The 20797-nt window shown below is 58.9% G+C and carries 22 protein-coding genes and 3 pseudogenes; 20 read left to right on the forward strand and 5 right to left on the reverse strand.

From position 1 onward, the window contains the following. The first annotated feature begins 2 nt into the window (after positions 1-2). Together ACZYHG_RS32565 and ACZYHG_RS32570 are read left to right on the forward strand one after the other, a co-directional pair. Positions 3-1466 (forward strand): type II and III secretion system protein family protein, encoded by a 1464-nt coding sequence (locus ACZYHG_RS32565; protein WP_416361697.1) that lies wholly within the window; start codon positions 3-5, stop codon positions 1464-1466. 10 nt (positions 1467-1476) lie between these two features. Beyond that, on the forward strand, positions 1477-2040 hold the full coding sequence (locus tag ACZYHG_RS32570; RefSeq protein WP_464615187.1) for a CpaD family pilus assembly lipoprotein: 564 nt from the start codon (positions 1477-1479) through the stop codon (positions 2038-2040). Between the two features lie 346 nt (positions 2041-2386). On the opposite strand, the gene ACZYHG_RS32575 is transcribed toward ACZYHG_RS32570, so the two are convergent. The 3 genes from ACZYHG_RS32575 to ACZYHG_RS32585 all read right to left on the reverse strand — a co-directional run bounded on the left by ACZYHG_RS32575 (position 2387) and on the right by ACZYHG_RS32585 (position 5731). Further along, positions 2387-2746 (reverse strand): hypothetical protein, encoded by a 360-nt coding sequence (locus ACZYHG_RS32575; RefSeq protein WP_258581020.1) that lies wholly within the window; start codon positions 2744-2746, stop codon positions 2387-2389. Positions 2747-2895: 149 nt separating this feature from the next. Then, entirely contained in the window at positions 2896-4734 is a 1839-nt protein-coding gene (locus ACZYHG_RS32580; RefSeq protein WP_464615188.1) for an HrpF/NolX family T3SS translocon protein, read from the reverse strand. Positions 4735-5026: 292 nt separating this feature from the next. Then, a complete protein-coding gene (locus ACZYHG_RS32585) occupies positions 5027-5731 on the reverse strand; it encodes a secretin N-terminal domain-containing protein (RefSeq protein WP_464615189.1) in 705 nt (234 codons plus the stop codon). A 185-nt stretch (positions 5732-5916) separates the two neighbouring features. Here ACZYHG_RS32585 and ACZYHG_RS32590 point away from each other — a divergent pair, with 185 nt between their 5' ends. The 11 genes from ACZYHG_RS32590 to ACZYHG_RS32640 all read left to right on the forward strand — a co-directional run bounded on the left by ACZYHG_RS32590 (position 5917) and on the right by ACZYHG_RS32640 (position 14319). Beyond that, positions 5917-6411, forward strand: a complete 495-nt coding sequence (locus tag ACZYHG_RS32590; protein ID WP_258581023.1) for a nodulation protein NolB — start codon at positions 5917-5919, stop codon at positions 6409-6411. Between the two features lie 9 nt (positions 6412-6420). Further along, a complete protein-coding gene (gene sctJ / locus ACZYHG_RS32595; RefSeq protein ID WP_258581024.1) occupies positions 6421-7287 on the forward strand; it encodes a type III secretion system inner membrane ring lipoprotein SctJ in 867 nt (288 codons plus the stop codon). 12 nt (positions 7288-7299) lie between these two features. Beyond that, a complete protein-coding gene (locus ACZYHG_RS32600; RefSeq protein ID WP_464615190.1) occupies positions 7300-7932 on the forward strand; it encodes a nodulation protein NolU in 633 nt (210 codons plus the stop codon). Next, entirely contained in the window at positions 7929-8552 is a 624-nt protein-coding gene (gene sctL, locus ACZYHG_RS32605) for a type III secretion system stator protein SctL (protein WP_464615191.1), read from the forward strand. The genes ACZYHG_RS32600 and sctL overlap by 4 nt, the downstream gene beginning before the upstream one ends. Then, the gene (gene sctN / locus ACZYHG_RS32610; protein WP_464615192.1) at positions 8549-9907 is read left to right on the forward strand and encodes a type III secretion system ATPase SctN; all 1359 of its coding nucleotides are present in this window, start codon (positions 8549-8551) and stop codon (positions 9905-9907) included. Before sctL ends, sctN begins: the two co-directional genes overlap by 4 nt. Next, positions 9883-10419 carry a hypothetical protein gene (locus tag ACZYHG_RS32615; protein ID WP_258599962.1) on the forward strand — a complete coding sequence of 179 codons (537 nt, stop codon included), beginning with the start codon at positions 9883-9885 and terminating at the stop codon, positions 10417-10419. Before sctN ends, ACZYHG_RS32615 begins: the two co-directional genes overlap by 25 nt. A gap of 269 nt (positions 10420-10688) precedes the next feature. Further along, on the forward strand, positions 10689-11522 hold the full coding sequence (gene sctQ / locus ACZYHG_RS32620; protein WP_464615193.1) for a type III secretion system cytoplasmic ring protein SctQ: 834 nt from the start codon (positions 10689-10691) through the stop codon (positions 11520-11522). Continuing rightward, a complete protein-coding gene (sctR, locus tag ACZYHG_RS32625; protein WP_464615194.1) occupies positions 11515-12180 on the forward strand; it encodes a type III secretion system export apparatus subunit SctR in 666 nt (221 codons plus the stop codon). The genes sctQ and sctR overlap by 8 nt, the downstream gene beginning before the upstream one ends. Positions 12181-12209: 29 nt before the next feature. Continuing rightward, positions 12210-12458 carry an EscS/YscS/HrcS family type III secretion system export apparatus protein gene (locus ACZYHG_RS32630; protein ID WP_183465589.1) on the forward strand — a complete coding sequence of 83 codons (249 nt, stop codon included), beginning with the start codon at positions 12210-12212 and terminating at the stop codon, positions 12456-12458. 8 nt (positions 12459-12466) lie between these two features. Further along, complete coding sequence (gene sctT / locus ACZYHG_RS32635; protein WP_464615195.1) at positions 12467-13285, forward strand: type III secretion system export apparatus subunit SctT; 819 nt, start codon at positions 12467-12469, stop codon at positions 13283-13285. Further along, positions 13282-14319 (forward strand): EscU/YscU/HrcU family type III secretion system export apparatus switch protein, encoded by a 1038-nt coding sequence (locus ACZYHG_RS32640; protein WP_464615196.1) that lies wholly within the window; start codon positions 13282-13284, stop codon positions 14317-14319. Before sctT ends, ACZYHG_RS32640 begins: the two co-directional genes overlap by 4 nt. Positions 14320-14618: 299 nt before the next feature. On the opposite strand, the gene ACZYHG_RS32645 is transcribed toward ACZYHG_RS32640, so the two are convergent. Next, the gene (locus ACZYHG_RS32645) at positions 14619-15743 is read right to left on the reverse strand and encodes an IS630 family transposase (protein ID WP_258580779.1); all 1125 of its coding nucleotides are present in this window, start codon (positions 15741-15743) and stop codon (positions 14619-14621) included. A gap of 43 nt (positions 15744-15786) precedes the next feature. Between ACZYHG_RS32645 and ACZYHG_RS32650 the strand changes: the two genes are divergently transcribed. Together ACZYHG_RS32650 and ACZYHG_RS32655 are read left to right on the forward strand one after the other, a co-directional pair. Further along, on the forward strand, positions 15787-16065 hold the full coding sequence (locus tag ACZYHG_RS32650; protein ID WP_258581105.1) for a LexA family protein: 279 nt from the start codon (positions 15787-15789) through the stop codon (positions 16063-16065). Positions 16066-16170: 105 nt separating this feature from the next. Beyond that, positions 16171-17133: pseudogene (locus tag ACZYHG_RS32655) on the forward strand (IS5 family transposase); the annotation flags it as partial. A 36-nt stretch (positions 17134-17169) separates the two neighbouring features. On the opposite strand, the gene ACZYHG_RS32660 reads toward ACZYHG_RS32655, so the two are convergent. After that, a complete protein-coding gene (locus tag ACZYHG_RS32660) occupies positions 17170-17331 on the reverse strand; it encodes a hypothetical protein (protein WP_464613859.1) in 162 nt (53 codons plus the stop codon). On the opposite strand from ACZYHG_RS32660, the gene istA reads away from it, so the two are divergent. The 5 genes and pseudogenes from istA to ACZYHG_RS32685 form a co-directional block, all read left to right on the forward strand. Next, positions 17330-18841, forward strand: coding sequence for an IS21 family transposase (gene istA, locus ACZYHG_RS32665; RefSeq protein ID WP_464610222.1), 1512 nt, complete (start codon positions 17330-17332; stop codon positions 18839-18841). The two genes, ACZYHG_RS32660 and istA, sit on opposite strands and share 2 nt — an antisense overlap. A 12-nt stretch (positions 18842-18853) precedes the next feature. Further along, positions 18854-19609 (forward strand): IS21-like element helper ATPase IstB, encoded by a 756-nt coding sequence (gene istB, locus ACZYHG_RS32670; protein WP_464610223.1) that lies wholly within the window; start codon positions 18854-18856, stop codon positions 19607-19609. Positions 19610-19758: 149 nt separating this feature from the next. Further along, positions 19759-19905 (forward strand): annotated as a pseudogene (locus tag ACZYHG_RS32675) (IS5/IS1182 family transposase); the annotation flags it as partial. Then, positions 19902-20246: a hypothetical protein gene (locus ACZYHG_RS32680; RefSeq protein WP_258580592.1), complete on the forward strand. Its 345-nt coding sequence runs from the start codon at positions 19902-19904 to the stop codon at positions 20244-20246. The pseudogene ACZYHG_RS32675 and the gene ACZYHG_RS32680, both read left to right, overlap by 4 nt. A 157-nt stretch (positions 20247-20403) precedes the next feature. Continuing rightward, a pseudogene (locus ACZYHG_RS32685) lies at positions 20404-20759 on the forward strand (IS66 family transposase); the annotation flags it as partial. Between the last annotated feature and the right edge of the window lie 38 nt (positions 20760-20797).

A 20797-nucleotide genomic window follows, 5' to 3' on the forward strand; every position in this document is an offset into this window, starting at 1 on the left:
CCTTGAAAATCATTCCAACTGGTCATGCGGGGACTGATCCGCGGCCGCCGCTCATCGTCGGCCAGAGACCTATTTTTTCGCGCTACTTGAGCCATGTCCTCTGCGCGCTCATTTTGTTTTCTCCCCTTCCCGCCACTGCCCAGAACAAGCAGGTTCAAGCGGCACCGCGTGCCGCTTCCAACAGCATCAACGCCACGCTGAACCTTTCCTCTTCGCTCGGCAAGACAGTTCATTTGCCCGCGGCAGCCGCGACTATCTTTGTTGCCGACCCGGCGATCGCCGATTATCAGGCACCCTCAAGTAAAACCATCTTCGTATTTGGCAAGAAATCCGGGCAAACGAGCCTATTCGCCCTGGACGAAAACGGCGAGGCTCTCGCTGAGTTTCGTATCGTCGTCACGCAACCGATCGGGGAACTGCGCGCCATGTTGAGGGACCAGGTCGGCGACTATCCGATCCGAGTCAGCTATACGCCGCGCGGTGCCATCTTAAGCGGTACAGCGCCCGATGCCGAGACCGTCGACACGGCGAAAAGAGTTACTGAGCAATTTCTCGGGGACGGTGCGCAGGTCGTCAATAACATCAAGGTCGCTGGATCCTTGCAGGTTAACCTCAGTGTCCGCGTAGCGGAGGTCTCCCGTAGCGCGATGAAGGCACTCGGCATTAACCTGTCCGCCTTCGGTCAAGTCGGCAATTTCAAAGTGGGTCTATTAAGCGGCAAAGGTGCTGGCGCTGGTGCGGCGAATGGGGGCGGTACAGCAGAAATCGGATTCGACAATGGTGCTGTGAACGTCGGCGCGGTTCTCGATGCGCTCGCCGAGGAGCACATCGCTTCCGTGTTGGCCGAGCCAAACCTCACCGCTATGTCAGGTGAAACTGCCAGCTTCCTGGCCGGGGGCGAATTTCCCATCCCTGTCTTGCAGGAAAAGGGGCAAGTCTCGGTTGAATTCCGTCACTTCGGCGTCAGCCTAGAATTCGTGCCAACCGTTCTCAACAACGACCAAATCAATATTCGCGTAAAGCCGGAAGTCAGCGAACTATCGTCTCAAGGGGCTGTTCAAATCAACGGCATCTCCGTGCCGGCAATTTCCACCCGCCGTGCCGACACGGTCGTCGAACTCGCCAGCGGGCAGAGCTTCGCGATTGGTGGACTCATCAGGCGGAGCGTCAACACTGATATCAGTGTTTTTCCTTGGCTGGGCGAGTTGCCGATCCTTGGCGCCCTGTTTCGTTCGTCCTCATTTCAAAAGCAAGAGACGGAACTGGTTATTCTGGTGACGCCTTACATCGTAAGGCCAGGATCGAACCCCAACCAGATGAGCGCACCGACGGACCGGATGGGGTCGCCTTTGGACCAGGGGGCCACTCTGACGAATTCGTTGGCAAGTCCGCCAGGAGACCAGCGCCCTAGTCCCCGCACTGGTGCGTCAGGCGCTAAGGGCGGCCTCGGCTTTATCATTGAATAGCGGTCTACGAATGACGTTGCGGATCATAAGTCTGGTGGTCACTCTGACGGTAGGCGTAAGTGGCTGCACAAGCACCGCGCCGATTGTCGAGCCATTGGCACCGATCCTTATCGGGCAGGAGACCACCGTACTAACGTTACACAGCCTTCGCGCTTCCGAACGGCGGCGTTTGCGCGTTTTCCTTGAAACGGCAAGTCACGGCCGGCGCGATGCCCTTCACCTCCTTATCAGCGGGGCGTTCGGGCTCAGCGCAGAGGCCGTCCATGAGGCCAGGCAGATGGGCATCGGCGCCTACAACATCCATTTGCTCGACCAAACCAACGGCGGCGCAGTGCGAATAGAGGCGATTGTCTATCGTGCCCGCCCTCCTGTTTGTCCTTCGTATTCCGGCCCTTTACTCAATGACAAGTCCTTCGACCAGACGCTTGGCTGTTCGATACGCCAAAACCTGGCGGCAATGGTCAGCGATCCGCGCGATTTGCTCGACAACAAGGCTGTCAAACCAAGCGATGGTGATCGTGCGGCTGTACCAGTAGCCAGATACAGGACCTTCGCGAAGGGCAATGACGGCTGATGTCAAGTCGTCTCGTCTCTACCTGGTACACCCTGGCAGCTGCTCCAGCACCTACGCGCGGACCCATCGGATTTGGCGCAGGATCATCGCCTCATCGAGGTCGTTGACCTGCGACGATCCAGATGGAAAACAGCTGCCCCCTTACCACACTAGGGCGCACTTGAGTGGACGTTGCAGGCTCGCGACTTTCCTTGGTGAGACAGCCGTTACTGTCACGCTGATGGTGTGAACGGAGTTGAGAGGATCCGCTCCAAGGCACCTTTTGAGGCAAGACGATGGCATGCGCACTGAGCGGACTCTTTGTTGGCGTTTTAAGCTTCGCGTACCTGAAGTGCCACCGCTTGGATCAATGGCCAGGCGCCCAAATATTGGCCGGTTCGTGTCGAACAAGATGGCGCGGCGCCGTGCTCCAGGCGGCGAGTGTTGCGGGGCCGGCGGTGCCCCATGGCCGCCGGAGGATCACTTTCTTCAGCGGGCGCTGCGCCTCAGCTTGATGGCGCCGTGCGTCGGCGCGCCCGAGCTGGCCGGCGCCACGCTTAATTTTCTGCCGCAATCGAGAACGCGTTGTCAAACCCAAGTCGCATTGGGCCTTGATGATCGCTCTGCTTTGGCGCGCACAATCCCCTCTGCCGGGTTCTTTTGTCGAGCTCTCCTTCTCACCCGCCCGGTGTGACACCACTTCAAAGGCGCAGGTCAGCTGGATCAAGCCGGACCTGCTCTAGACACTTTGGAATAGATGGCGATCTGGCGATCTTCCAGGCGCGCCGGTCAGATCGATAGCGCCGCGGCAGCAAAGTTTACGCGGCCGCTGATTGGCAGGATGGGGGATCGCGCCGAGGAAGCGCAATCCGTTTATCAGGCCACGTTCTGAGATAATTGCGGCGTGCTGATCGGGCTAGGAATACCTGCGGCGGGGATCGGTTCCGCATTCAGGCGTGCCTGCAGATTGTTCAAATACTCTTCTGCATAGGTTTGCGCCGTTGAAAGCGGCAGATTGATACCGGCCGTCGCAGCCTCTTCCATTGCCTTCCTGATGAGCCCGTTGCGAATCGCGAGTTTGACCTGGGGGCCGGCGACAAGACTGACCGCCTGCGCTGCGACACCGAGGCCAGCTTCTAGCAGCGCCTGCTTCATATTGCCTCCGGTAATAGCTGTACGGACAACATTTAACGCTTGCGCCTCGCACGCAAGCGCCATCGATGCGAGATCGGCCACTTGGCCCACGGCCGGAATGAAGCTGAGTAGACCAACCGCCGTCGCAGTCCAATCAACCACTGTCGAGTACACCTTGAGCACGTCGCCGACTGTGTGGATGAAGGCCCCGCCGTTCCTTTTGGAAGACTTGATATCGGGCTGGTCCGCCGCACCCATCATCATGTCCGCGACGGCCTCCTGCTCTGCAGCGGCTTCAGGCACATGGGTTTTCGTTTTCTGAACGGTGCTGTTCGCAACAGACATGTTGCCGTAGAATTGCGCGAAGTCTTTTTTGCTGATGTTACCGGAATCGACCGTATGCCCGCCGCCGAAGTCGAAGAACTCATTGTGGGTCTTATAGCCCGTAATTGAATTGTTCAGCAAACCGAACAAAAGCGGATCGGAGAGTAACTGCGAGGCCGTTTGGCGTACCTTTGGATCGAGGCTCTTGTCGTCTGCCATGCTCGCCAGCTTGTCACGAGTCAGGTCACCGCTCCCAAAGAAGGCGCGCTGATTGCTGTTAATCATCTTGAGCGTGTTCAGCTCGGTTTGCGTGAGGCTCATTGACGATGTAGCGGCTTTGAGGAACTCGTCTTTATGGACCGTATCTGAACCACCGCACAGCTGCTTCCAGGCATCCGGGTGATTTAGGAAGTGTTGAGCAGCCGCAATGACCTGAGGCGGACATTTGCCGGTTTTCGCTTGGCCGTCGACGATCCGCTTGAAATCAGCCAGGCTTAGATCCTTAGGCAGGTCGTCGGAGTACCGGTAAAGCTCGCGCAATGCATCGCTCAAGGTCATGACCGAAGGCTGAGCATTTCCGGCGCTGTCGGATGGAATGTAGTTCTGCTGGTAGCTTTGCGCCTGCTGGTCCTGAAATTCGGCAACTTGTGAGTGATGGTGGGAAAATCCAGACAAATCGTTCGCCGTGATCTTGCCTCCACAGCGACCATCGCCCTGCGATCCGATCGCGTAAAAGAGTTCGGGATCCTGCTGCAGTCCTTCGATCGCCGCTTTCAGATCCGGCGGCGTAGAGGGATCGATGGCTTTATCGCCAAGCGACTCCCAACTGAGTGGGCATTGGTCCTTGTGACGGTTCAGCACTGCCACGATCTGCAACTCGGCCTTGGTTAGCGAGCCGCCGTTCCACGTAATTCTCGAGCTTGGCACGGGAGCCGGCGATATGAAATCGGAGGCGATCGCAGGAGGCTGCGGGGCCTGATCCATCGATTCGATTGCCGCCTTCATATGCGACGGCAGCAGGTCCAATGGGTGCTGCCGCAAATCTTCCAACGTCGATTCGACATCCGGCGCCAGCGGACCCCGGAGCGCGCCAGGATTGGTCATGTCTCCGAGCAAGTAGGTGGACAGCATTGCCTCGAAGGACGATGCGCTTTGCTGAGTTTGCAATACCGCGGCAGAAGGCTTCAGGCCCGACCATGCCTGTACGGGCTGTGGGAGATTCGAGGTGATGGATGATGAAAGGTTGCTGGCCGACATTGCGCATCCTCAGACGTGACGTTGAAATCCCAACAAAGGCCTCATGTAAGCCAATGTTTCACGAACGTTCCGAGCGTTGGCCGGTCGCCAAAATGGCCCCTAGCAGTGCCTTTAATTGCTCCGCTCGTTGTTAGCCCCAAGGTCAATTCCAGCCAAAAGCCAGCGACATGGGGCTTCCGATTCCCATCATGAGCGGCTTAGCTTTCGAGAAACTGACGAATTTCAGAAGAATTCACAATCAGGAGCGGCCGACGTGATGATTTCTCCAGAAGCTGCGGCGTCTCCTTAGATGTCATCTCTGGCTCAGCTCAGGCTTCCCTGCAACGCTATCCGGTTGCGGCACGTCAGAAGAATAAGTGACTTCCGGTTGTCCGTTACGGACGACCGTGGTGGAGGAACCCCGAAACAATATCAGTACCGATTCCCTTGGCGGCGTCTCAGCGACGTGAGGCTGCGCCTGCGCCTCGGCCACAAGGCCGTTGAACGTCTGCTCGACGAGCGCGATGAAGCGCGGTGGACCGGAAACAAGGACGAGGCCATTTCCGGGCGTGGGTCTCACTACATAGCGGTCATCGGAGATGCCAAGCCTATCGAGGGCGCCGTTGAAGGCATCGAAACGAACCGAAGTGAGCACAAGCATCCGAGTTTGCGCTTCTTTTGCAGCGGACACATAGAGCACAAGCCCATCATAGTACCATTGGAGATGGTACAGGTTGGTCAAGCGGTCCAGGAACTCGCGCGGTGGCAAATCCGGCATACGCCCGCGAATCCGCCCCTTCACCTCGGCGCTGATATTGACCCTGATGTTCAGGTTGTTGCCGAATTCCTGCAACGCGGCAGTGAGATCCTGATCTAGAACCGTATACCTATAGGGTGTCGAGGGAAGCGATAGGGGGGCGCCGACAGTTGTTTGGATGCCGGCGGAGAGAAAAAACCCGACACAGAGAAGTCTTTTCACGCTGTGCAGGATGGTGGATCGTATGAACGTTCTTGGCATCTCGCCCTGATAAACCAAAGGATGGAATTTTCACAAGTCACCAAAGTCGTCAAAGTGACTTTAAGTGACCAACCGACGCTCCCGTCAGCTTGTCGTCAGCTCGCCTCCCTAAGGGATTGACTCAACAGCGGGCGATGAACCGGCTGGACTCATCACACGTTAAAGAGAATCAATCGAGTCCTTGTATGATGATGCCTGTCACGTCGATCCCTGCCAGTGTTACTGACAGTCTCTCCAGGGTTGGCTCACCGTCATTCGGCGAGCAGGCCCAGTTTGACCACGCTCTAGCCCAGGCGGCTGCCTCGATGAAAAACGATGCCGCTGCGGCGGCGCCTGTTCCTCCGCCCTTGGATGTTCAACGTGCGACTGCGCAGACAAGTCCACTGGGACACCGCGTGCTGCAGGCGATTTCTTCGATGCACGGGGACAATGCAGTTACTTCTGCCGCGCCCGACCATCAGGTAGCCCTTCCGAAGGGCGCTCTACCGGGTGCGGCTGAGAGGCTTCCGGTCGAAGGTGGGGCAACGGGGACGTCGGACGTTCCGCGAGCAGGGGGTGACTTCGAAGCGATGGTTGCTGGTCTGCGGGATCTCTACAACGGCGTCACCCAGGTTGCCCTTGTTTCCAAAGGTGTCAGCGGCATCACCTCATCGGTGAACAAACTAATAAAAGAAGGATGAACAGCGCGAATGATTGGCCTAGCCCATGGCGAAATCATGCGTAGTCGCCCGTCTGGTCGGCGATCGCTTCATTTTGTCGTGCTGCCACTTCTCTTCGCCTTGAGTGGTTGCAAGGTCGATCTCTACACGCAATTGCAGGAGCGCGAGGCGAATGAGATGCTGGCGCTTCTGATAGACAACGGAGTTGACGCGGTCCGGGTTGCCGCTAAGGACGGGACCAGCACGATCCAGGTTGACGAAAAGCGGCTTGCCTTCTCAATCAACCTCTTGAATGCCAAGGGGCTGCCGCGCCAGTCTTTCAAGAACATCGGCGAGATATTCGAAGGATCAGGACTGATTGCCTCGCCGACCGAGGAGCGCGCCCGTTACGTTTATGCTCTGAGCGAAGAGTTGTCGCGCACGATCAGCGATATTGATGGCGTCTTCTCAGTACGTGTTCATGTCGTTCTGCCGAATAACGACCTGTTACGAGCGGGCGGCACGCCATCCTCGGCCTCGGTCTTTATCCGGCACGACGCCAAAGCAAATCTTTCCGTTCTGCTGCCGAAAATAAAGATGCTCGTCGCCGACAGCATCGAAGGCTTGTCCTACGACAAGGTCGAAGTGGTTTTGGTGCCAGTGGAACGGTCCGTACATGAGCAACCCTCCGTACCGGCGACTGCGTTGGCCCAAGCGTCTAAATCCTTTCCCGCGCCACTTCTGGCGATCGTGATGGGTGTTGCCGCAGCTGTATTCGCTGTGGCGTGCTATCTCTTAGCAAGTGTTCTTCGGCATCGGCGCAGACAATCATCGGGCGAATTATCCAAGATCGGGGGCCGCTCGGGTGTTTCCGCTGTCGAGGCCATTCGAAAAAAAATCATTGGCCGTGCGGCATAGGGGATATTCTCAATGCCCATTTCGATGCAGACTAGCAATCGCGATCATTCGTCGCAATTACGTTCCGTGTACTGGAGCAAGCTTGCTGCTTCGGCCCATCCGACTCGTATCGCCGCCTGTCTGGATCCGACGTTATCGGCTGCGACAGTGGTGCAGTTGCAGACCTGTGCCAGGCTGCAGCCAAAATTGGCAGAATTGCTGCTTGACAATGACACGGATTCGAACGGATGCGGCTGGGGGCAGGATCTTCTGCAGGGGCATGACCCGCGTCGGGCTGCCCTCTTTGCGGGCAGTGTTTGGCATGCTCGTTCGCTGCTGAAGCTTGTTTCACAACGTCACCTCACGGTGCTAGTTGAACATATCGGCGCTGATGCGCACGCTTTTGGCATCCGACATCTGGCGTATGCGATCACAGGCAGTTTGATCGCTGATCCGAAAAAACTCGCGCTCCAAATTGAACACGATGGACATGCCTGCCTTGGTGCTTGGCTCGATCAGAGTCCAGTGCTTGAGCGTAACCGCGTGCTTCTACGGTTGCCCCTCGGGACAGCCGCCGAGAATCCAGCGCCCGAGCACGGCAATGCCTCAGGCCAGTTGTTTTCGCTCGTGCTAGCCCATTTTGAGACGGAGATCCCGGCGCTATGACAGCCAATGTTTCCGCGGCGCCCGTCGCACCGCAAATGCGCCCAGTTGGGCCACTGATACCGGCAAGCGAGCTCGAAATCTGGCAGTGCGCCGCAGAGGCGCGCGCTGCGGCAGAACGGCATCAGCAGCGGGTTCGCAGTTGGGCACGCGCCGCTTATCAGCGTGAGCGGGCGCGCGGCCAAATCGAGGGTTTGAATGCAGGCGCGGAGGAATTGGCACGGCTGATTGCGGGGACAGTCTCCGAAGTGGCGCAACGAAAGGCGGTTCTGGAGCAGGAACTGCCACAGCTCGTGATGGAGGTCCTAAGCGATATTCTGGGCGCTTTCGACCCGGGTGAGCTGTTGGTGAGGGCTGTTCGTCACGCCATTGAGCGCAAATACAGCGGCGCGGAAGTTTGCCTTCATGTATGCCCCATGCAAGTCGATATGCTCGCGCGCGAGTTTGCTGGATGCGACGGAAGGGAGGGTCGGCCGAGGGTTCGGATCGATCCGGATCCGACGTTGTCGCTTCAACAGTGCGTGCTGTGGAGCGAGTATGGCAATGTCGATCTGGGACTTGACGCACAGATGCGCGCGCTGCGTCTCGGCTTCGGGTTGCTGTCTGAGGAAGGCGAACCGTGACCACACCGGTACCAGAGCATAGTAATTTCGCTGGCATCCGGGCTCCCGATCCGGCGATCTCGTCTTTGAGGTCTGCAGCAAAGCAAATCGACACGCGTGTGGTGCGCGGACGGATCACGCGGGCTATCGGTACACTGGTCCATGCTGTCTTGCCGGACACTCGTATTGGGGAACTTTGTCTCCTACAGGATCCGCGAACCGGACTGTCGCTGGAAGCCGAGGTGATCGGCCTGTTGGATGATGGGGTGTTGCTTACGCCGATCGGCGACTTGGTCGGCCTGTCCAGCCGAACAGAAGTCGTGGCCACCGGACGAATGCGTGAAGTGCCAGTCGGCCCCGATTTGCTCGGCCGCGTGATTGACAGCCGTTGCCGTCCACTTGACGGCAAAGGCGAAGTTAAAACGGCCGAAACTCGTCCGCTGCGCGGCAGGGCACCCAATCCGATGACAAGGCGCATTGTTGAGCGGCCATTCCCGCTCGGAGTCCGTGCCCTGGATGGTCTCCTGACATGCGGCGAGGGCCAGCGAATTGGGATCTATGGCGAGCCTGGTTGTGGCAAGTCGACGTTATTGTCGCAGATCGTAAAAGGTGCCGCCGCTGACGTTGTCATAGTCGCCCTCATAGGCGAACGCGGACGTGAAGTTCGTGAATTCATCGAGCGGCATCTTGGGGAGGCCGGCCTGCGCCGTACGGTCGTTGTCGTTGAAACGTCCGACCGCTCAGCAGTGGAGCGGGCGCAATGTGCTCCTATGGCGACTGCGCTCGCCGAATATTTTCGCGAACAGGGACTACGCGTCGCTCTCATGATGGACTCGCTGACGCGCTTCTGCCGCGCCATGCGAGAAATAGGCCTCGCTGCTGGTGAGCCGCCGACCCGACGGGGCTTTCCTCCTTCCGTGTTTGGCATGCTGCCAGGCCTGCTGGAGCGGGCCGGCATGGGTGAGCGCGGCTCGATCACGGCCTTCTACACTGTGCTTGTCGAAGGTGATGGCACAGGTGATCCAATCGCCGAGGAATCGCGCGGCATTCTCGATGGCCATGTCGTCCTCTCACGCGCTATCGCGGCGCGATCGCATTTCCCCGCTATCGATGTGCTGCAGAGTCGCAGCCGCGTGATGGATGCGGTCGTTTCTGGGACACATCGCAAGGCAGCATCCTTCTTCCGCAATCTCCTGTCGCGCTATGCCGAGAACGAGTTTTTGATCAATGTCGGCGAATACAAGCAAGGCGGCGACCCCCTAACTGACCGGGCTGTCGCGTCGATTGGCGAGCTGAGGGAATTTTTGTGCCAGACCGAAGGCGAGGCGTCGCATTTCGAGGAGACGGTCGCATGGATGTCGCGTCTGACCGCGTGAATCGTGTTCAGGCCTCAAGGTTACGGCTCCTGAAGGAAATGCAAGAGCGTGGTGCCCGTAGGGAGCTGTCCAGGAAGGAAACCGAGCGCCATATGGCCACCTTAGCCGTACACAATGCCTCGCAGGGGCTTGCAATCGCACAGCAACATTGCGCTTCGGCCGAAGCAGCGCTCTACCAAGAGCTGATGACGCTCGACAGCTTGTCCAGCGCAGCACTCGACCGTCACGACCTTTGTATTGACCGGCTTGCGGCTGAGATCGCTTTCAAACGCCAGATGCTTGATGATGCACGCCTTGCTCAAGAAAAGGCCGAGATAGCGGCATCTGAGAAGAGGGAGCTATGGGTCAGATGTTCGGCGGCAACGCACAAATGGCAACAAATCGACGATGACGTCAGGCGCGCCGTCGATATTCAGTCGGATGCCGCAGGCGAGATAGAGGCCGACGATGAAATGTTGCTTCGGTATGGGAGGGTTTCTCTCGCCCAGATGTCCCGCAACCAGATCCGATAACCGCAGGTTCTGTGAATGACGCGCTCGTGCAGTTTAGAGCCGCTTTGGTAACCACTGTGGTTAGACCCGCTATACTCGAACCAGCGCTAACACTGTCCCACGAGGTCGCCTCGTGGCTCAATGAAATAGCGACTTCCCGCACGCCGTTTCAGAGCCGGATCGGCGACAAGTCGCTATCGCTGCGGATGGGCGGAGTTGTGTGGCAGCAGGAACCTACTGCCATTCCGATGCTTGACTGCATTTGGCGGGTGGGAGGTGAAACGGTCGTCTTGTCGCTGTCCCGACCGCTTGTAGAGGCGCTCGTCTCGACAGTGCAGAGTGGCCTTGCTTTCCCTTCCGAGCCAACTGCTTCGCTCATTCTCGAACTTGCACTCGAGCCGCTGATAGCTCGCCTGGAGCACAGGACACAGCGGAGCGTGCACCTCCTTTGCGTGCGTGAAGCCATGACACCGGCACCTTATCTCGAGCTGGATATCGTCTTCGGTCCCGTCAGTGGCAAGGGTCGTCTGTCCCTGTTCTCGCCTCTTGATGGCTTGGTGCCGTCTGCGTTCCGCGCTTTGGGCGTACTGATTGGGCAGTTGCCGCGACAGCCGCGCGGGCTTTCCACAGAGCTTTCGGTCATAGTTGCAGGAGAGATCGGCACGCTTCGCGTTCCGGCGGCGCTTCTTCGAAGAGCATGTGCCGGTGATGCTCTGATACCAGACATAGCGCCGTTCGGCCGTGGCCAGATCACCCTATCAGTGGGTCAGTTATGGACCGAGGCAGATCATGAGGGCGACCACCTAATCCTGCGGGCGCCTTTCCGCCCGCGATCGTGCCCGTTGGAGAATGCGCATATGAAACAACCCGAATCTCAACTAGGGCCGTCGGAAGCCGATCTCGACGAAATCGAGATCATGCTTGTCTTTGAATGCGGCCGCTGGCCTATCCCTCTAGGAGAATTGAGGAGTGCCGGCGAAGGGCATGTTTTCGAACTTGGTCGGCCGATCGATGGTCCAGTCGACATAGTTGCTAATGGTCGGCGTATCGGGCGTGGCGACATTGTGCGCATCGGAGATGAGCTGGGCATCAGACTCTGCGGCAGATTGGCATGCAATGACTGAGATTCAGCCGGCCGTCCTGACGCTTCTTGCGGTTACCGCCGGACTCGGGCTGCTGGTTTTAGCAGTCGCCACGACCACGGCGTTCGTAAAGGTATCGGTTGTTCTATTCCTCGTCCGCAATGCGCTCGGGACCCAGACGATACCACCGAACGTGGTACTATACGCTGCGGCATTGATCCTCACCATGTTCGTTAGCGCGCCTGTTATTGAACAGACCTATGATCGCCTCACAGATCCGAAACTGCGTTATCAGACGATCGATGACTGGATAAGCGCCGCTCAAGAAGGAAGTGAACCCTTGCGCGATCATCTCAAGAAGTTCACGAACGAAGAGCAGCGGCGATTTTTCCTTTCCTCGACTGAAAAAGTCTGGCCAGAGGAAATGCGCGCCAAAGCCACACCTGATGATTTTGCCATTCTCGTACCATCTTTTCTAATTTCAGAACTCAAGCGTGCATTCGAAATCGGCTTTCTCCTTTATCTGCCCTTTATCGTCATCGATCTTATCGTAACGACAATCTTGATGGCGATGGGCATGTCAATGGTATCCCCGACGGTTATATCTGTACCTTTCAAACTATTTTTGTTTGTCGCTATTGATGGCTGGTCGAGATTGATGCACGGACTTGTGTTGAGTTACACGATACCGGGAGGTTAACTATTACTGAATCGACTATTGTCACACTTATGAGCCAATCTTTGATGGTTTTCATGATCTGGATTCTGCCGCCGCTCATTGCATCGGTGGTTGTTGGCCTGGGCATTGGCATCATACAGGCGGCAACGCAGATTCAGGATGAAAGCTTGCCGCTGACGGTGAAGCTTCTGGTCGTTGTCGCGGTAATTGGCCTGTTTGCCCCCGTGCTGAGCGCCCCGCTCATAGAGCTTGCCGACCAGATCTTTACTGAGTTTCCCGCAATGACACCAAGCTACTAGCCTCCGCCATGTATGCGTCATCGGGCGAGATTCAAATCCTGATCCATGCGGCTCTCGAGCTCGTCGTTGCGGCCAGTCTTGGCGCAGCCCGCGCGATAGGCATTATGCTGGTACTTCCTGTATTTACACGATCTCAGGTCGGTGGGCTGATCCGCAGCTGCCTGGCTATTGCCTTCGGACTGCCGTGCTTGGCACAGGTGAGCGACGGGCTGCACGCGCTGGATCCTGAAACGGTTCTAATCCATGTAACTCTGCTCGGTTTGAAGGAGGTTTTTGTCGGCGTGCTACTTGGCACTTTGCTCGGCATCCCCCTATGGGGCCTTCAGGCGGCTGGTGAGTTTATCGATAACCAACGTGGCATCACCAGCCCGTCCGCTCCGACCGACCCCGCGACGAACAGCCAGGCTTCCGCTATGGGCGTTTTTCTCGGGATCACTGCAATTACGATCTTCGTCGCATCAGGAGGTATGGAGGCTGTCATCAGTGCTCTTTATGGCAGCTACCTGATCTGGCCCGTTTTTCGGTTTCACCCCACATTGAGCCCGCAAGGAGCAATGGAGCTATTAGGGCTCCTCGACCACATTATGCGCACGACATTATTGGTCTCCGGCCCTGTAGTGATCTTCCTGCTGCTGGTGGATGTATCAATGATGATACTCCGTCGCTTTGCGCCGCAATTCAAGTCGAGCCAACTGTCCCCGACGCTCAAGAATATCGGCTTTCCGATTATCATGGTCACCTACACCGCCTATCTGGTCGAGGGCATGAAACTGGAGATTGCACAAGCGAATGGCGCGCTTGAGTGGTTCGGCAAGTTGCTGAAATGAGCGACACGAGTGAAGAAAAGAATCACGCCGCCACCCCGACGAAGCTAAGGGAAGCGCGCAAAAACGGGCAGATACCGCGCAGCGCCGATTTCGTCCGCGCGGCCGGCACTTGCGCTGGGTTCGGCTACCTTTGGCTGAGAGGGAGCGTGATCGAAGACAAATGCCAGGAAGCGCTATTATTGGTCGACAAGCTGCAGAACCTTCCTTTCGATATCGCGGTCCGGCAGGCATTGGTCCTGCTGATCGAACTCACCCTGGGGGCCGTTGGCCCGCTGCTTGGAGCTCTCGTCGCCGCGGTAATTTTGGCGGGATTGATAGCCAATGGTGGATTTGTCTTCTCTCTCGAGCCTATGAAGCCCAAGTTTGAGAAGATTGACCCTTTTCAAGGGTTGAAACGCATGGTGTCTGCGCGTTCAGCAGTCGAGCTTGGGAAGACACTGTTTAAGGTAGTGGTCCTCAGCACCACCTTTCTTATCTTGCTTTTCGGCATGTGGAAGACGGTGATCTATCTGCCAGTCTGCGGCATGGGCTGTCTCGGCTTGGTCTTTACGGAGGCGAAACTGCTGATGGGGATTGGCGCCGGTGCACTTCTGGTGGGCGGGCTGATCGATCTCCTGTTGCAGCGTTCGTTGTTTCTGCGCGAAATGCGCATGACCAAGACCGAAGTGACGCGCGAGTTGAAGGAACAGCAGGGGACGCCAGAGTTGAAGAGTGAACGGCGTCGCATCCGCGACGAGACGGCTGGCGAGCCTCCGCTTGGGTTGAATCGCGCCACGTTGATCTTCAGAGGAAAGGCGGTACTGGTCGGTCTTCGCTACATTCGTGGTGAGACCGGGGTGCCGGTCCTAGTTTGCCGCGCCGAGGGCGAGGCCGCTTCGCACATGTTCTGTGAGGCGCAGGCGCTACATCTCACTATTGTCGATGATCATGTCCTAGCGCATCAGCTCATCAGCGCGACGAAACTGGGCAACGCCGTTCCCAGGCAACATTTCGAGCCCGTCGCGAGAGCACTCTTCGCCGCAGGCTTAGCCTAGATGTGGCGCCTCAACAGGCTGTCCTCGGTGAGGCCGAGTCTGCTGATTGGCGTTGTGGGTTTAGGCTGCGGGTCTGTTCCACTAGCCATTAAGCCAGGCAGGCGGCTCGACGGCGCTGGGAAGTCGGGCATGGGACGGCATAGGCCTATTCCCCAAGACCACGCTTGATGAAGCGCCCGGCCTTGCGTTGGTCTTGGCGTGTAGGTTTGATGCGGATGGGCTTGAGCCCAAGGATGCGGCAATCCTCGCGAAGGCTTTCGCCTTGTAGCCGAAGCCGGCCTAGTGTCGCGTCGCGGTGATTATGACTCTTTGAGAGATGGCGTGGGATAGGATTTTGCCATCTTCGCTCGGGCCTGCTGTGTGGAGAACATCCAGCGGATGCGGGCGCCACTTTCGGTGCGGCGGCGTTCCCAGGTCCGGATCTCTGTTTCAAGGAGGTCGCGGCTAGCGATGCGGCGATCAAGACATTGGCGGCGCATAACGCCGATTTCGATCTCGACGATGTTGAGCCAACTGGCGTGCCTGGGTGTGTAGTGGAACTCCAGGCGTCGCAAGATCCGACGCGCCTCGACTGCTGGAAAGGTCTGATAGACAGCGGAGGCCGTGTGGGTTGATAGGTTATCCATCACGACGCGGACCTTGTCGGCGCCGGGATAGTCCACGTCGACCAGGTCGCGCATGCAGACGGCGAAGTCCTCGTTTGCGCGCCGGTCGGTGACCTTGACCCTGCGCCACGACCGGTTGGCGTCGACCATGACAAAGAGGTTGGCCGTGCCGTTACGCTTGTACTCGGAGTCGTAGCGGTATCGCTTTCCGGGTTTCGGCACGATGGGCACGCGCACCTCGCCGATGAGCTGGATCGGACTTTCATCGAAGCAGACCACCGGTCGCTTGGGATCATGCGGCTCGGCATAGAGATCGAGGAGATCCTCCATGCGGGCGATGTACTCCCCATCGATATTGGCGATGCACCACATCTTCTGTTGCCAGGGCTTCAGATCGTTGTCGTTCAACCGCCGGCGGACGGTGTCGCGTGAGACGCTCGGGTGTTCCATCACTTCGACCAGGGCGTTGGCCAGAAGCTTCAAAGTCCACCGGGCGCATCCCTGCGGCGGATCAGAGCAGGCCAGCGCCACCAGTTGCACCTCCTGCTTGCCGCTTAGTTTGCGAGCCGCCCCCGGACGCGGCCCTTCACTGAGGGCGGCCTCCAGGCTGATCTCCACAAAGCGCTTCTTGGTGCGGTAGATGGTCGAGTCGCTGGTCTGCACCGAGATGGCGATGGCCTCGTCGGCGACCCCGGCGTCGGCGGCCAGCAGGATCTGCATCCGCTTGAGCCGCCGCACCGGCAGTTTACCCCCGCTCACCAAAGCACGCAGCTCGTCTCGTTCGGATTGGCTGAGTTCGACCCGATATCGTATGTTCATTCCCAAAGCCCTTCTTGGTGGAAGAGCCGTAGGTGAATCTACAATGAATCAATTGCTTGACCGAAAGACGCCGGCGCCGACAGTACGGTTCACCGCCAAACAAGGCCAGTACCTCGCCTTCATCTGGGCCTATTCGCAGATCAATCGCCGCGCTCCGGCGGAGGCGGACTTCCAGCGCTACTTCAGGGTCACCGCACCGTCAGTCCATCAGATGCTCAAGACCCTCAACCAACTCGGCTTGATCGACAAGCAGCCCGGTGTCGCTCGCAGCATCCAGTTGCTCGTCCCGCCACAGGACCTGCCCATTCTCGGCGTAGACTAACCCGTCACAATCACTGCGACGGTACACTAGCAGGCTGTTGAAAAAGGGCTCGCGACAGTCTCAGGTTCGTGATTCACTCTGACCACGAAGAGGTGGGAGTGAATCGTGCGGGGCGGTGACGGACAGACGGGCGAACTGTTCAGCTACGTGGACCTCGAGGCTCGGGTGCGGCGCGATCATCCGTTGCGCCGTATTCGGGCGATTGTGAATGAGGCGCTTTCGGCGTTGGAGCGGGAGTTTGCGGCGCTGTACTCGCCGATTGGGCGGCCGTCGATCCCACCGGAGAAGCTGCTGCGTGCGATGCTGCTGCAGGCGTTCTACTCGATCCGCTCGGAGCGGCTGTTGATGGAGCGGCTGGAATACGACCTTCTGTTCCGCTGGTTCGTCGGGATTGGCGTCGACGATGCGGCCTGGGATCATTCGGTGTTCTCCAAGAACCGTGACCGGCTGCTGGAGGGCGACATCGCTGCAAAGTTCCTGGCGGCGGTGCTGGCGCAACCCAAGGTGAAGAAGCTTCTGTCGACGGATCACTTCTCGGTCGACGGCACACTGATCGAGGCGTGGGCATCGATGAAGAGCGTCAAACCGAAGGACGGCCCAAGCGGTGGTCATGGCGAGCCGCCGGCTGAAGGGGGCGGGCGAAACGCGGAAGCGGACTTCCATGGCCACAAGCGATCCAACGACACACATGCCTCGACCACCGATCCGGATGCCCGGCTCTATCGCAAAGGGCGGGGCAAGGAGGCGAAGCTCTGCTTCATGGGGCATGGGCTGATGGAGAACCGCCATGGCCTTCTGGTCGACGCCTGCCTGACGTTTGCCGACGGGCATGCTGAGCGGGTGGCCGCACTGCACATGATCGAACCGCGAGCGGAGCGGCCACAGGCGATCACACTCGGTGCCGACAAGGCCTATGACGCGCAAGACTTCATCAATGAGCTGCGTTCGATGAAGGTGACGCCGCATGTGGCGCAGAACACCAGCGGCCGGAGTTCGGCGATCGACGGGCGCACGACGCGGCATGGCGGCTATGCTGTCAGTCAGCGTATTCGCAAGCGCATTGAAGAGGTGCGGATTCCGACGTGAAGCCGGCCGCCATTCCGATCAAAGACCGGCCACCATTCCGATTTGAAGCCGGCCACCATTCCAATCAAAAGTCAGCCAGTTTTCGGCACTGAACATTACCTCCTGGGTCAGCAACTTTGGCATCAAATGCCCCGCGATGAACGGGGAGATTTTGATGCCGGCAAAGAGAAGGCTGACCATGAGACAGTTACGACAAATGCTGCGGCTTGCCGGAAGCGGGACCAGCTCCCGCGAGATTGCCGTCGTGTTGGGAATAGCGCGCAGTACGGTGCAGGATAATCTGCAGCGCGCAGCGGCGGTTGGATTGACCTGGCCCTTGCCGGGCGAACTGACCGACGATGCGCTCGAGAACAAACTCTTCACTCGCAACGGCGTCAAACAGGGCACGAGAAGACGCACAGAACCGAACTGGGCCGATCTTGCCGTCGAGCTCAAGAAGCCCGGCGTCACCCTGCTTATCCTGTGGGAGGAGTATCGTGGGTCGCATCCCGAAGGATATGGCTACAGTCGCTTCTGCGAACTCTTTCGCGGTTTCGAGCAGCGGCTTTCGCCGACGATGCGTCAGGAGCATGCGGCCGGCGACAAGGTCTTCGTCGATTATTCCGGCAAGAAGATCCCGATTGTTGATCGCAAGACCGGTGAGATCCGCGAGGCGGAGATCTTCGTGGCGGTGCTCGGCGCATCCAGCTTCACCTATGCGGAGGCGACTTGGACGCAAACGCTCCCGGACTGGATCGGCTCGCATGTCCGGATGTTTCGTTTCTTCGGAGGCGTTCCCCGGCTGATCGTTCCCGACAATCTGAAGTCGGGCGTCAGCCGCGCCAGTTTCTACGATCCCGAGATCAACCGCAGCTACGGCATGATGGCATCCCACTATGGTGTCGGTGTCCTACCGGCACGGCCGCGGCGACCGAAGGACAAATCCAAAGTCGAGAACGGCGTCCGCTTCGCCCAATCGTGCATTCTGGGGCGGATGCGCAATCAGACCTTCTTCTCGCTGGCAGAAGCCAATGCGGCCATTCGTCAGGCACTTGATCGCATCAACGACCACGTCATGCGCCGGCTGGGCGTCAGTCGCCGGCAACTGTTTGAGAGTGTCGAGCGTGCCGCACTCGCCAGCCTTGCGAGCGAAGACTACGAGTTTGCCGAATGGCGTTTGGCTCGCGTCTCGACGGATTACCACGTCGAGTTCAAGACCTTCTTTTATTCCGTGCCGCACAGCCTCATTCGTCAGCAGGTGGATCTGAGAGCAACGGCGCGCACCATCGAGATCTTCCACCGCGGCAAGCGCGTCGCGGTGCATCAGCGCCGCTATGGAGGTCCTCGCCATGGAACCGATCCGGATCACATGCCCAGTTCCCACCGGCGCTATGCCGAGTGGACCCCGGAGCGCTTTCGGCGTTGGGCCACGTCGATCGGGCCGCAGACCGAAGGTCTGGTCATCGCAATTCTCGCCAGCCGTCCGCACCCCGAACAGGGCTTCCGAACATGCCTGGGCATCCTGCGCCTGTTTCGCGACATCGAGCGCAATCGGGCTGAAGCCGTATCAGCCCGCGCCGTCGAGATCGGTGGCCTGAACTGCAAGAGCATTGCTTCGCTCATCGCCAACCACAAAGCCGCACGCCATTCCACCGAACCAACCGCCATCGTCGATCACGCCAATCTGCGTGGCCCTGATTACTTTCATTGAGGAGACACACCCATGCTGATCAATCCCACCATCGACATGCTGCGAGAGCTCGGCCTTTACGGCATGGCAACCGCTTTCCAGGAACTCGACGCACAGTCCGAAGCGCGCGGCCTCGAGCACGGCGAATGGCTTGCCATGCTGCTCGAACGCGAGGCGACCATGCGCCGCCAGAAACGTTTCGAGGCCCGCGCCAGAGCTGCCAAACTTCGTCATGACGCGCAGATCGAGAATGCCGACTTTCGTGCTGCACGCGGTCTCGACCGCAATCTGTTCATGGCGCTTGCCAGCTGCGACTGGATCAGAAAGCATCACGGTCTTCTTGTCACCGGGCCAGCCGGCGTCGGCAAGAGCTGGCTGGCCTGCGCGCTCGGCCACAAGGCCTGCCGCGAGGATTTCTCCGTCACATACCACCGCGTTCCCCGGCTGTTCGCCACGCTCGCCCTTGCCAGAGGTGACGGGCGATACGGCAGGATCCTCAAATCCCTCGCCAAGACCGATCTGCTTATTCTGGATGATTGGGGACCGGAAAAACTCAACGATGACCAGAGACGTGACCTCCTCGAGATCATCGAAGATCGCTACGAGCGTCGGTCGACAATTGTCACCAGTCAGGCGCCCGTGGATCGCTGGTGGGAGATTATTGCAAACCCAACACTCGCCGACGCCATACTGGATCGCCTCGTTCACAACGCCTATCGCATCGATCTCACCGGTGAAAGCATGCGAAAACAGCGCCCGCCAATCGCACCCGAAAACACCGACGCTTGACCTCAAACAAAACCCGATCCAAACATCAACCAGACCCAGGATCAGTCCGAGAAATGGCCGCCTTCAAATCGGAACGCCGGCCGGAATGAAATCGGAATGACTGGCCGGCTTCAAATCGGAATCGGTGGCCGGCTTCATCGGAATACGCAGAAGAGGCGTTCGGGTGGATCAAGACGGTCGCCGGACAGGCGAAGACGAAGTTGCGTGGCCGCGACCGCGTCGGATGGGCCTTCACCTTCAACGCCGCCGCCTACAATCTCGTGCGGTTGCCGAAGCTGCTGGCGGTGCCGACATGACCGCGCCCGCGGGCTGTCAACTGATCGGCCGCTGGCGGATCATCGAAGCTGACCTGTGGGATCGCGGCTATCTCGACCTCGGCGGACCCGCCACGGTCACCATTGGGGCCGACAACCACGGTGAGATCGCCTTTGGCGCCCTGCTAGCCGGCCTCGATCTCGGGTACGGGCCGTCAATGGTCTTCTTCACATGGGCCGGCTTCGATGAGATGGACGAAGTTACCGGCGACGGCTCCGCAGAATTGCTCGACGACGGCTCGATCGACATCACCTTCGCCTATCAGAACGGCGACGAGGCTATCCTCAAGGCCAAACGTGATCCTTCTTCAACAGCCTGCTAGTAGGCGACCGCCTCGTATGGTCGAATTGGTGGCTCGTCCGATATCCCTGCACGCGTAGTGCCACCGGGCAGACGGCTGCAGGAAGGGCAATCACCGGATCGACCTCGATCGCGGCGACTTGAGAGACCTTAGCCATTAGACCGCCAGGACCGGGTGTTTTGCGCGTGAAGGAGTGCCGCTGAGCCTGCCGACGCTCGCCGACCAGGTTGGCGCGGCCACATTCGCGCTCGTGCCCATCCATCGTCGATCGAGCCTCATGTCCTCCTCGCCGACCGCTGGCACGGTGGCGATACAAACGTGCCGGTCCTCGCCAGGGCAAGGCCGATAATGGCAGGCTGCGGGTCTAAGTCAGCGTTCGGCGGTGTCGATCCGCCCGCCGGGCTGTTTCATTATTCGCGCTACCGGCGTGCCGAACATCCACGGGCCTATCTTGGCACCTGGTCCGCGATCCTGCAGGCCGACGCCTATGGCGGCTATGGCGAACGCTACGCGCCGCCGGTACTCGAAGCAGGGCGAATGCGCGCCGCAAACTTGTTCGAGCTCGTCGGGAG

This window comes from Mesorhizobium subarcticum (assembly GCF_055456085.1).